Raw genomic sequence first — 12,767 nt, 5'->3', positions numbered from 1 at the left:
ACCTTCAGCTTAGCCAAAACATTCACCCATTATCGTTGCTGACTGAATGATCAGGCCAAGTGATCCAGGTTATTGATCTTTCTTAAGATTTTCGCGGAAGTCGGTGGGATTTACCCCGGTCCACTGTTGGAAAGCGCGGGTAAAGGAAGAGGCTTCGACAAAACCCAATTGGAAACCTATATCGGCAATGGGCTGATCGCTGTGAGTTAATCGATCAATCGCAATATCGCGTCGCATGTCATTTTTGATATGCTGGAAATTGGTATCTTCTTTTAATAATCGACGCCTAACCGTTTGCTCGGTAATACACAGGCGGCTGGCAATCGTATTTAAATCGGGGAAACCGTTACCCTTCTTATGCTCAGACAGCAGTATGCCCTTTAAGGTCGCACTCATGCTGTCGTCTTTACCGGGAATATCAATAAAACCAAAGGGCGTATTATGTAAAAAAGATTTCGAGTCTTGCCAGGTTTTCGCAATAGGCTGATTCAGCCAACTTTTATCGATATAAAAGCCGTCATAATCCCGATCAAAACTGCAATCGCCGGGCAGTAATTCATCATAGGCTTCTGCATATTGTGGCTTGGGAAAAGAGAAGGTCGATTCCAGCAAAGGAATACGCTTGCCGGTCACCCAACAGAAAAACCGATGCATAGTGACCAGCATCAAACCGGAAAGAAAGTGATCGACATCACGATCGGGTTCGGTTAACTCCAGCAAAAAACCCAAGCGGTATTCCTCATAATCGAGACGAAAGTGAAAGTCTTCACGCACCGTGCGATAAAAACGGCAGGCTTCGCGCATAACCGCTTCGAGCGTCTCAAAGTGGATCACATAACGAATCATCAGTTCGAAATGCCCTGAGCTACATTGACGGCTGGTTAAACCAAAGGCTTCATCTCCTGACAGCTCCCAGATCTGACGTACCAAAGCCGCGTACAGCTCGGTAGGAATGCGGGCCTCTGTATTTTCGGGGTCCAGCACATTCTGCGGAATACCAATTTGCTCCAGAATCACTTCAGGGTCTATACCCAAAGCTTCTGAGTTTCTCAGTACGGCGCGTACAAAATGACTATTCGTTGTCACTGACATAAAGACACTTCCGCTCTCTTCGACAATCTCTTTGACACCCTGCCAGAGCTAAATCCTAGCACAGCCATCTAGCGTTTTATACAAAGTAGAAGCGAGTGAAATGCCAAAGAATAAGACTGGCAATAGTAATGATAGTTATGGCTAAGCAGGAGGAAGGAAATCAACATTCACCCTACCGTATATTTCTCGCAAGCTCACGTATTACGAGATAATTACTGAGGAAAGACATATGGCATCCGCTATTGTAGCCGGTGTAGACATGGTTAAATTTGTCAAACCCGGCGAGCAGCAACCCTATCGGGTCATGGCCGCCAAGGCCATACAAGGCGCCATCAACAATGCAGGCCTGAAACCGGAGCATATTCAACAAGCCTACGCCTCCTACGTAATGGGCGATAGCACCTGTGGCCAACATGCCTTATATGATGCGTTCCAAACCGGCATCCCGGTGATTAATGTCAACAACAACTGTGCCTCTGGCTCAACCGCATTATTTATGGCGCGCCAGGCAGTAGCCAGTGGCGAAATAGATTGTGTTGTTGCCTTCGGCTTTGAAGAAATGCAACCCGGTGCGTTAGGTGCAACCTGGGAAGACCGGGAAAACCCGATGATACGTTTCTTTGACGTGCTGCAAACATTCGATGCACCGCCTGGCCCTCCAGCCCTGCGCTGCTTTGGTGCCGCCGGTAGTCACTATATGCAAAAGTACGGTGCCAGCGCCGATATCTTTGCCAAGATTGCCGTTAAAAACCGCAGCCATGCCATTCGTAACCCTTACTCATTGTTTACCAAAGCTATTAGCGAAGCAGAGGTTTCTGCTGCGCCGGTTATCTGGGGTGACTATCTTACCCGCTTTATGGCTTGCCCGCCTTCCTGCGGCGCTGCGGCTGCCGTGATTGTTAGCCCTGCGTTCGCCAAAAAGCATGGCCTATCTAAAGGCGTAGAAATTATCGGCCAGGCGATGACAACCGACACCAAGGAATCCTGGCAAGACCCAATGATGAATGTGGGTTACGGCATGACCCAGCGCGCTGCACAAAGCGTTTACGAACAAGCCGGCCTTGGCCCCGATTCCATTGATGTGGTTGAACTGCACGATTGTTTTGCCACCAACGAAGTGATCACCTACGAAGGTCTTGGCCTGTGTGACGAAGGTGAAGCAACCGCCTTTATCGAACGCGGGGACAACACCTACGGCGGAAAATTTGTCGTCAACCCGTCCGGCGGTTTGATGTCAAAAGGCCACCCGATTGGTGCGACTGGTTTAGCGCAGTGTTTTGAGTTGTTCCATCAGTTACAGGGAAGCGCTGGTGATCGTCAGGTAGACGGAGCCCAGGTTGGATTACAGCATAACCTGGGGCTGGGCGGTGCCGCAGTGGTGACGCTGTACAAATCGCTATAGAGTAATACGAAGTCTCCCTAAAACAGCGATGTTTTAGGGAGACTTCCGACACAATCCTAACTAGAAAAATCAGCTCGATACCGAGGACAGGGCTTGAGTAAACATCTTGTTTATAGCTCGACGACTGGAGTTTTCCCGATAAAACATTTCTATGGGCATAGTTCTATATAAATCTTCTACGGGTAAAGCAACAAGATCTTTAGCTAATGGATATTGATCAACCCAACGACGGGGTAATAAAACAATATATTCACCTGTATTAGCAAACATGACACCTTGTTCAAAGGAATCGAATAAAGCGCGAGCATTGATATTGATTAATTCACTTTCAACGTTTCGAACATACAGAGAATTCCATACAGCCCAGGATTCTTTGGTTAAGTCTTTTAGCGTGAATTGCCTGGATTGATCAGCTAGAGGGTGCCCCTTAATGCAATACACCTCTAAAGGCTCCTCCTCTAAAAGTTGATAACTAAATTCCACTTGACGTTCCGAAATCACTCCAATTCCTATATCAAAGTCTTCTTTTCGTACGCCCTCAATAATATCTACACTCCCGGCGGTATAAACTTCCTGAATGACTTTCGGGGCCTGTTTTGATAATTTTTCAAGGCAGTGCGTTAAGAGGCTATGCGATTTACAAAACCCTAATCCTTCAATAACTGCAATACGAAAATAGCCGGCAAGATTATCGTTTAACCCACTAATATCTCGTTTAAATATTTCTAAATGGTATAAAAGGTCTTTTGCTGATTTATATACCACCTCACCTGCCGGTAACAATTTAAACCCCGATCGCCCACGGCGACACAATTGGACGCCTAATCGATTTTCAAGCTCAGATAAATGTCCACTTATGGTTGATCTGGCTAGGTTTAATCGGGACTCAGCAGCCGCAATACCTTCTGATTCGACGATCACAACGTAAATACGAAGAAGCCGAATATCGATATCATCGGGCAATTTTTGCAGCGCATAATTCATAATGATAACTATTCTTAACTAATGTGATTTAGTGCCAAGCATTAGTTCGGCAAAGCCGACGTAACAAGCCGACTATTTCAGATTTTTACTAGAGAGGCAACATGACAGCATGGGATGTTGGTCATTAAGTAAAATATAGGAAACAGTTATGAAATCTTTACTTGGTTATACTGATCGTTTGACGGTTCGTCCTGGAGAATCGATCGACTTCAAAGTCAGCTCACAAATAAAAGGAAACTACGAAGCGCAATTAGTTCGTCTAATTAACGCTGACAGCCAATCTACCTCATCTAATTTTAAGGAAGAACTCATAAATGCCCAGGTTAACGGGCAATACCCATCACAGCAGCAAGAAATAGCTCCCGGGTCTTATATTGCTATAGATGATAGCTCTGCCTTAGATAACCTCAGCTCATTTACGCTCTCTTTTCGCTTTAAATCAACACTGCCGGGTTTTAGTAAACAGCAACTGCTTGGTCGCTGGAATGAAGCTGAGCAAGAAGGCTGGGGAGTGCAATTAGATGAAAATGGCTATATGAGCTTTGTTTCGAGTAGCCATGGCAAGAGCCTTAAAATTAGTATTGACCAGGTTGTGCCATACAATGAATGGGTTCAAGCAACGCTCAAAGTTGATACATCAAAAAATACAGTGCAGATTTATTGGTCTCAAATCGTCCAATCAAGCTTCCAGTCTGTTGGAAAAAAACTACATTGGGAAGCCGAAGGCGCTTTATCTCACGAACTGAATCATACCGCCGCCCCCTTTATAATGGCGGCAGCCTATTCTGGTAATTTAACGTCCGGGAGAATTCGTCCCGGCTTGTGTTACAGCGGCCGTCTGGAAGAACCCTACATTTATAGCTGTATTCTCAATGACGAAGAGGTTATCGCTGCGAATAATGGAGTCAGGTCACCAGAATTAAATGCCTGGTTAGAAGCCGACTGGGACTTCACTAAAGGTATAGGAACTACTACCATAAGCGATCTCTCAGTCAACCGCCTGCATGGAAAAACCTACAATTTGCCTGTTCGAGCGGTCAAAGCCTCAAACTGGAACGGTGAATACCACGATTGGAAACACTGCCCCTCCCAGTACAACGCCATTCATTTCCATGATGACGATCTATATGACTGCGGCTGGGAAACAGACTTTACTTACCACGTTGATGACGATCTCAAAAGCGGCATCTATGCCATGCGCCTGCGACAAGGTGAGACTGAAGAGTACTTGCCCTTCTTTGTTGCCGCTAAGCGAGATAAACCTCAAGCCAAATTAGCGTTTCTAGTGCCTACATTCACGTATATGGCCTATGCCAATAATCACTTAATGGAAAACTTACGGAATATGGTTGGAGCAGACAAACATACGTCTCACAAGTTTATGGGCTCACCAGGCATTGACGTATATGACACAGAAATGTGTGATAACTATGAGGTTGGCCGTTCCACTTACGATCTCCACAGCGACGGCAGCCCCGTGCACCATTCATCCTGGCTGCGTCCAATTCTGAATATGCGCCCCAAAACAACACTTTGGACGTTTTGTGCAGACCTTTTGTTTGTCGATTGGCTTGAAAAGAAGAACATCGATTACGACATTATTACAGATGATCTTTTGCAGGAAGAAGGCATAGACCTGTTGAGCAATTATCATGTAATTATGACCGGCAACCACCCTGAATACCCAACCACAGAGCATATGGATGCTATACAAGCTTACATGGATCAAGGTGGCAGATTTATGTATATGGGAGGCAACGGTTTCTACTGGCGTTCTGCAGTGCACAAAGAGTTACCTGGTGTTATTGAAGTACGCCGAGGACGCGTAGGTACCTGTCCTTGGAAGTCAGAAATTGGTGAAGTGGTTATGGCGTTTTCTGGCGAGCAAGGTGCCCTGTGGAAAGAAAATGGCAGGCCACCACAACAACTGTTCGGCGTAGGGTTTGTTGCACAAGGCTATGGCCCTTCATACTACAGGGTTCTGGATGAAGCGAGAGAATCCCGTGCTGGATTTATTCTTGAAGGTGTCAGTAATGAGATTATCGGCGACTACGGCATCTTTGGTGGCGCAGCTGGAGAGGAGATTGATCATACAAACCCAGCTTACGGAACACCACCACATACCATTGTATTAGCAAGATCAGAGAATCATGGTCCAGGGATGCTCTATGTTCTTGAAGAAATGAATATGACATACCCTCTTGAGGCATACAAACCGTTGATTTATGCCGAGGTGGCGTTCTTTGAAACGCCCAATGGCGGGGCTATGTTTACGGTCGGTTCTATGACCTGGTGTGGAAGTTTAAGTCATAATAACTACGAAAATGACGTTTCCATTATGACCCAAAATGTAATCAATCGATTTATAGACTCTACCCCTTTTGAACTGCCCAACGTAAGCTAAAAAAGCTGGTAGGGGTTGCAATAATATCCCTACCATCTTCCCCCCTATTAAACAGCTCACCTAAATACTATCTAGGCAATCAATTAAAAGTTGATTGCCTTTTCTATCTAAATATTCAATAAAGATTTATAAAGCTCAAGCCAATAAAAAGCCTGCATAAAGCAGGCAAAGGTTGCACCAACGAGTGGGCAACAATAGAGAGTCTGGTACTAAATACTGGTTACTTTATATTTCCATTAAAGAACCTTGATCTAGCCTATTTGTTTAAACATCAGTTGAGCTGGCTAACTTGGACTCGACGCTCATGAACGGTTATTCCATGAGCATTAATACCTTCAAAAAACTGTAGGGGATCTACACAACCCTCTGGGGCATGAACGCCATGTATATCTATCTTCCCTTGCCCCATCATCAAGATACCAACTGCTGCTGCAATGCCTGTGCCCTCATCCATTCTGGGTAAGGCATAATTTGACTTATGGCTGATAGAAATTTGCAAAGGATTTCCGTCTTTAAAGCCAGTTACCTCCACAAAGGAATCAGACCCTTCTGGAGCTATTGAGGTTGGAATGGGATCACTGTGCTCAGCAATACTGGCCATAACCGAAAGCCCTAAATCTGAAGCCTTATAAGAATTACCCTTGACAGTAATACTGTGATCACCTGTTAAACCCAGTTCTCTTAAACCGAGTAACAGATCATCCATTCCCAGGGTCCCGCCCTGGTTTGTGATATTTTCAGCGGCAATATACCGACATAGCGTCACAGGCTCTGGGTGGGCAACATAATAAACCTTCTGCTTACCCAGGTTCGGGAACTCGACCTCTTCCATACCACTGCCAGCGGGTACATACTGGATCTTACCATCGATAAATTGTGGAACATCACCGCTAACAATCTCTAAGCCATGTTCAAAAATTGCTGCATTATCCAGGCTTGCAACAATATCTGTTTCAATATCATTGACAGAAACATTCCAGAAAATACGAATATCTTTAACAGAATCCATATTATTGGCAGCGTATTTTGCAAAGACATTCAGCATGCCTGGGCTTGCCCCCATCCCCATCAAAATGGTGATACCTTTTGCCTTTGCTGCCTCATGATATTTATCCATCAGTTCTATGGTTGGCTTTGTATCATCACAAATATCGACATAATTGATGCCCGCCTCGATAGCTGCAGAGACCACAGCCTCTGCATACCGAAAGAAAGGTCCAACAAAATTTGCAACAACATCCACCAAACGCATCTGATTGATAAGTGCCGAGCTATCCGTTACATCTAACTGCAAGCATTCAACCCTTAAATCATTCAACTCAGATGTAAATTGCTGAGCTTTAGCAATATCAATATCAGCAATGACAATCTTTGAAACCACCTCATGCTGTAACAAAGCTTTAATCGCATAGCGACCTTGTTGGCCACAGCCCCCCAACGCTAAAATCTTCATAATTACCTCTTAGAAATTGTAGCCTGCACGCAGACCGTAATATCTTGGTGACGCATCTTGAACCAATGCCAAACCAAAATCGTTAATCATCTGAGTCTGATTGATATAATTTACATCTTCTAAATTATTAACAAACAACGATACGAAATATGACTCATCGGATGAGATCAACGTCGCCTCTACATCAACTGTCGTGTAATCCTCTTGCAAACTTTCTTCTGCATTGGATGCAAGAAGGTACTGATCATCGGTATATACGGCTGTGAGATTGAAGTTGATAAGATGGCTATCTCCCAAAGGAAGATCATAAGAAAGATTTACACTGGCAGTGTATTCTGGAGATCTCGCCAGGTCATTACCGGTGAAGTCTTCAGTGCCAGATACCACAAAGGTGTCATACTCCGCATCTAAATAGGCCAATGTGGAAGAAACAGATAGTCGTTCAGTCGCTTTAAAGCGCAGGCTAGATTCAAAGCCATAACCTTTTGCTTCAGCCGCATTACGGGTAATACTGACAACATCGATAACCTGCACCTGCAGTTCGTCATATACATAATGGAAAATAGCTGCATCGTAAACAAGACGGCGATCCATCAGGCTACCTTTTACACCAATCTCATAGGACAGCATCTCTTCCGGCTCAAAACTACCTGCCGCAGGAACAAGAATATTAAAACCACCGGACTTGTAACCCATCGATGCAGACGCATAAACCAGAGTATCCGCATTAAGACTGTGATCGATAACAAAACGTGGCTGGAATTGACTCCAGGTATCACTGTTAGATTCGGTTCCAGCCGTTTCAACCAGGAATATATTCTGATTTGGCAACAGACTTAATCCATACAAGCTAGGAGCGACAACAGCATTAGCAGGAATAGGGTTACTGACATCCATTTCCTTATCATCATATGAATAACGCAAACCCACAGTAACATTAGTATGATCACCTACTGCAAACTTAACATCACCAAAGATGGCGTAGTTCCAGTACTCTCCCTCTGCAGAATTAAGTTCAGTAACATTCGAACCGACAAAGCCAGGGGCTCCTAAAGCAACTTCACAGGTAGCCCCTAATTGCAGGATACACAAAACTTCTTCCGAATAATCTACAGAACCGGTGGCCTCAACATCCTCATAGGAGATCGACAAGCCAACAAACCAATCAACATTTTCGCCAGTAGCATTTAATCTAAATTCCTGACTGAAAATCTCACTAGTCTCTTCCACGCCAAAATGGAGCAAGCGCATTGGGGTAGCATCTGTATCTTCCAAATACTCAAGATCGTACTTTCTCCAAGAAGATATTGAGGTCAGTTCATAATCATCACTTAACTGGAAATGCCCTTTACCCGTTACACTCATGACCTCCCGCTTACTACCTTGCTCATCGGCAATATCTGAAACCGCATGCTTTTCCTTAACAAAACCAGAACCAAGATCCAACAGCGTTCGATACACGGCAGCATCCTGATCATCCTCAGACCAGTCGACAGTAACCGTATAATCAAACCTGTCGCCCTCGTGCCTGATGGCAGCTTTTATAGCGCTCATATTGGTATCGAGCATGTCTTTACCGCTGACATCTTCTGAGACAAAACCATCGCGACGCTGATCAAGTACACCAATTCTGGCAAAGGTATTTTCAGTCAACTCATCATTAAAGATAAATCGGGCTTCTTGATACCCATGATTACCCACACGAAGCTCTACACTCCCAGATCGCTCTGCCTCTGGCTGCGCCCTGGTGATACTAATTGCACCTGCCGTTGTATTGCGGCCAAAAAGAGTACCTTGAGGGCCTTTCAGCACTTCAACTTGAGCAGCATCAAACAAGTTAACGACCGAGCCAGCCGAGCGACCGACATACACCTCATCGACGTACACACCAAGAGCTGGATCATTACCAATTGTGAAATCATTACTACCAACACCACGCATGGTTAAAATAGGCTGAGAGGAGGAAACCACATTACCGTTAAATCCTGGGGTTAACCCCACCAGGTCTGATGCATCATCCATACCAGCACGTTGCAAGTCCTGGCCAGAAAAAGCCGACACAGCAATTGGCACATCCTCTAAAGACTCGGCACGCCGTTGAGCAGTAACCACAACCTCCTCAATCATGAATCCTTCTGCGCTTGCATGCGACATATAGCCCGTTGCAGCCAAAGAACAAGCTAGGCTTAAAATACGTGGGGTAAATTTTTTCATGGTGCATCTCCTCAATACTATTGAGTAAACCCAGGCCTCGGGCATTGGATTTATCTAGTTATTATTTGTATGTATATGACTCAAACTGGTCGGTGGAAGCATTTCTCATGCACAAGATTAGACCTCTTAGGCCTATATTTATTGCTTTTACGCGCACAGTAATTGATAATACGCGCACAAATAACCCTAGATAGATGCGAGATGATGATACGGACAAGCCCTTTATCCGATATTGAATGGATGTACACGGCCCTTGAGAAATATGGGCTCAAGCCAGATATTCTTGATGAACTGCTCCCTCAGTACAGGGTTAAGAGCAACAGCCATTTAGTAAGCTTCGAGAACTATCTCATCCTTTTAAATAAGCTTTCGGACATTACTAATGATCCCCTGCTAGGCATTCACATAACAGAATCTCTGCCTTTGGAAGTGCTTGGTCTTTTCGGCTATTTAGTAAAAAATGCAAGAACCCTTAGAGAGTTGTGCCAAAACGCGGAACGCTATTGGTCTACACTGACGCAAGCATCCGTTATTGAATATCAGGAAAATGAGCGCAATAGTTCGTTAATATACAGGCTCTTATTATCAACTGATGTTTCTGCACAACATGAAGTAGAATCCACACTGACAGGTCTTGTCGTCTTATTCAGAGAAAGAATAGGAACAAGTTGGACGCCCGAAGAAACTCACTTTCAACATCCTATGAAGGGCCCTCTAAAAAACTACCAGAAAATATTTGGCAAGAACATTCACTTCGAAATGCCTGTTAATCAAATATTTTTTGACTCTTCAATTCTAGACATACAATACGCTCACGCAGATTTACACCTCCTCTCCATATTGCGAGAGAACGCAGAAAGCCTTCTGCACAATATAATAAACGAAGAGAACTTTGTGAGCAGTGTCCGCCTTATGATAATGAGCCAACTAGCTCAGGGAGACGCCGACATAATCAACGTTTCAAAGAAACTAAATATGTCATCGAGAAAGCTTCAAAAGATGCTGAAAGACAACCAGACATCTTTTAGAGAAATTAGAGATAACTTGAGAATTGAGCTGGCCAAACAAGCACTGTTAGAAACCGACTCGCCTATTGCTTTAATCGCACAGAATCTTGGTTTTTCAGAATCAGCAAGTTTTAATCACAGTTTCCGTCGAATGACGGGGGTTAGTCCTCGTCAATATAAAAAGTCACATTTAAAATAATCAATATTCGTATTAATAAGAAACATTAAGGAATGTATTTGTTAGCTATCAAATAAAACCTTGCTTAGGTTTTACCCACAAGCCTTGCGCAGTTGCCACTATCTTCCCATCCACCAGGATATGTCCGGCATTACGCAGTTTGCGTTCATCCACATACTCAACCCAAGCTTCGAGCTGCAGGGGGGTATCCAAAGGTACGGCACTTTTGTAGCTTACCTGCAGATCGGCAGTAAACCCCAAAAAATCACATAGGCCTTGTGTTCTGGAGAGTAAAATATCAAATACGGCGGCAACAATTCCACCATGCACGCGCTGAGGCGGGCCTTGAAACGCTACGGGAATTGTCGCCGTGCCAACGACCTTATCGTTAATTACATTTAGCTCCATTGGAAAACCCACAGGGGACGCTTTTCCGAATAGCACACCACTATCAATATCCAGGTAGAATTCGTCAACACTGGCTTTACCTTGATAAAGCTGTTTAAACACTTCAACACTGTCGAATTTGTCATGGTCAGCGATGCATTCTGATAAATCTTCAATCGCTTCTACATAACGAGCCATTTCTGCTTCACTGGCCTGCATGCGGGCCACTTTATTGATTAGCTTTTGCATGGCTGTGGCCATTTGTCTGCGTTTTTCCTGCGCTGACGATGGTGTAGCATCCGTTTTGCGCATGGTATCCATATAATGGAAGGATTCGGGGGGCGTGAAAGATGTATTCATAACGAGGCCTGCAATATAAAAAGGCCCCTGCTCCACGATAGGAAGCAGAGGCTGGCAGTCTATTGAAAGATATTAACTTGGCCTCTTGTGTCCCAAAAAAGCGTTTACACTTTTTCCTTACACAGACTGCCAAAAATGGTTCAGCGGTTATTACTCTGGCATTAAGCCATTGAGCGCTTCCAGAGCATCGACGTACTCGCCAATCAGTCTGGAAACAACACCTCGACAGGATTCAATTTCATTGATCTGACCGATAACCTGACCGCAGCCATTGTCGGCAATCTTTTGGGTATCACCGGCAGAAGCGTACATGGCACTACGTCTTCTTAGGTCTGAGGTTAACAACAACTGCAGTGGGAACGGCAGTGGATCAGGGTTAGCGGGATCTTTCCAGGCTTCTGACCAGTCGTTACGCAGCAGACGACAGTTTTTACCAGTCCAGGATTTGGTGGTAACCGCATCGGTTGATTCCGCTTTCAGGTAAGACTCTTTTTGAGCCATCTGTGCATGGGCTTCTTCTACGGTTAACCATAAAGAACCCGTCCACACACCCGCAGCGCCCATGCCCATGGCAGCCAGCATTTGTCTGCCGTTACCAATACCACCGGCAGCAATAACGGGCATAGGCGCAACGGCATCAACCAATTCTGGCCAGCAGACAATACTGCCAATTTCACCACAGTGGCCACCACCCTCACTGCCGTTAGCAACGATAAAGTCTAAACCGGCTTCTTTATGTGCCTTAGCGTGTTTTTTAGTTCCGGTAAGTGCACCGATTAAACGTCCGCTGTCCTGAACCATTTTAGTGACATGGTCTGGCGGTGTACCCAAGGCGTTAACAATCACCTTACACTTGGGGCGCTTTAAGGCATCCTCCAGCATGGGCATCACCTGCTCCATGGTCCACGCGCCCATGGGTGGGCGTGAGTCGTCATGCCACTGGGGCACACCGTGTTCATCAATCATTTTATTGGTGAAGTCGGTATGCTCTTGCGGAATCATCTCCCACAACTTGTTTTCCTGCTCTGCCGCAGACATGCCACTGCCCTGGCCTACCGCGTTATTGGGAATAACAATATCGAAGCCATAGATATGGTCACCGATGTGGGCATCAATCCAGTCTAACTCTTCTTTGAGTTCCTCCAGGCTGTTGACAAATGCAGCACCAAAAACACCGATACCACCCGCCTTGCTTACTTCAACAACAACATCACGACAATGGGTGAATGCAAAAATGGGAACATCGATATCAAGTTTCTTACATAGCTCTGTATACATAGGTATCA

9 protein-coding genes are annotated in these 12,767 nt (G+C 44.9%); 3 read left to right on the top strand and 6 right to left on the bottom strand.

Going from position 1 to position 12,767, the window contains the following annotated elements:
- Positions 1-69: 69 nt before the first annotated feature.
- Positions 70-1,092 (bottom strand): AraC family transcriptional regulator, encoded by a 1,023-nt coding sequence (locus ACGHZ6_RS05040; protein ID WP_390617721.1) that lies wholly within the window; start codon positions 1,090-1,092, stop codon positions 70-72.
- 229 nt (positions 1,093-1,321) lie between these two features.
- Here ACGHZ6_RS05040 and ACGHZ6_RS05035 point away from each other — a divergent pair, with 229 nt between their 5' ends.
- On the top strand, positions 1,322-2,494 hold the full coding sequence (locus tag ACGHZ6_RS05035; protein WP_390617720.1) for a lipid-transfer protein: 1,173 nt from the start codon (positions 1,322-1,324) through the stop codon (positions 2,492-2,494).
- A gap of 69 nt (positions 2,495-2,563) precedes the next feature.
- Here ACGHZ6_RS05035 and ACGHZ6_RS05030 read toward each other — a convergent pair whose 3' ends face one another.
- The gene (locus ACGHZ6_RS05030) at positions 2,564-3,478 is read right to left on the bottom strand and encodes a LysR family transcriptional regulator (protein WP_390617719.1); all 915 of its coding nucleotides are present in this window, start codon (positions 3,476-3,478) and stop codon (positions 2,564-2,566) included.
- Positions 3,479-3,626: 148 nt separating this feature from the next.
- Between ACGHZ6_RS05030 and ACGHZ6_RS05025 the strand changes: the two genes are divergently transcribed.
- Positions 3,627-5,882 (top strand): N,N-dimethylformamidase beta subunit family domain-containing protein, encoded by a 2,256-nt coding sequence (locus tag ACGHZ6_RS05025; protein ID WP_390617718.1) that lies wholly within the window; start codon positions 3,627-3,629, stop codon positions 5,880-5,882.
- A 271-nt stretch (positions 5,883-6,153) separates the two neighbouring features.
- On the opposite strand, the gene ACGHZ6_RS05020 is transcribed toward ACGHZ6_RS05025, so the two are convergent.
- Both ACGHZ6_RS05020 and ACGHZ6_RS05015 read right to left on the bottom strand, forming a co-directional pair.
- The gene (locus ACGHZ6_RS05020; RefSeq protein ID WP_390617717.1) at positions 6,154-7,335 is read right to left on the bottom strand and encodes a saccharopine dehydrogenase family protein; all 1,182 of its coding nucleotides are present in this window, start codon (positions 7,333-7,335) and stop codon (positions 6,154-6,156) included.
- A gap of 9 nt (positions 7,336-7,344) precedes the next feature.
- On the bottom strand, positions 7,345-9,549 hold the full coding sequence (locus ACGHZ6_RS05015; protein WP_390617716.1) for a TonB-dependent receptor: 2,205 nt from the start codon (positions 9,547-9,549) through the stop codon (positions 7,345-7,347).
- Between the two features lie 201 nt (positions 9,550-9,750).
- Between ACGHZ6_RS05015 and ACGHZ6_RS05010 the strand changes: the two genes are divergently transcribed.
- On the top strand, positions 9,751-10,755 hold the full coding sequence (locus ACGHZ6_RS05010; protein WP_390617715.1) for an AraC family transcriptional regulator: 1,005 nt from the start codon (positions 9,751-9,753) through the stop codon (positions 10,753-10,755).
- Positions 10,756-10,803: 48 nt separating this feature from the next.
- Here the strand turns inward: ACGHZ6_RS05010 and ACGHZ6_RS05005 are convergent, their stop codons facing one another.
- Together ACGHZ6_RS05005 and ACGHZ6_RS05000 are read right to left on the bottom strand one after the other, a co-directional pair.
- Positions 10,804-11,481: a PaaI family thioesterase gene (locus tag ACGHZ6_RS05005; RefSeq protein WP_390617714.1), complete on the bottom strand. Its 678-nt coding sequence runs from the start codon at positions 11,479-11,481 to the stop codon at positions 10,804-10,806.
- Between the two features lie 150 nt (positions 11,482-11,631).
- Positions 11,632-12,759 (bottom strand): NAD(P)H-dependent flavin oxidoreductase, encoded by a 1,128-nt coding sequence (locus tag ACGHZ6_RS05000; protein ID WP_390617713.1) that lies wholly within the window; start codon positions 12,757-12,759, stop codon positions 11,632-11,634.
- Positions 12,760-12,767 lie beyond the last annotated feature (8 nt).

Origin of the sequence: Maricurvus nonylphenolicus (genome assembly GCF_042854845.1) — a bacterium.
GTDB lineage: Bacteria > Pseudomonadota > Gammaproteobacteria > Pseudomonadales > Cellvibrionaceae > Maricurvus > Maricurvus nonylphenolicus.
The sequence above is the reverse complement of the archived record's forward strand: the minus strand, read 5'-3'. Positions and strand labels throughout refer to the sequence as shown.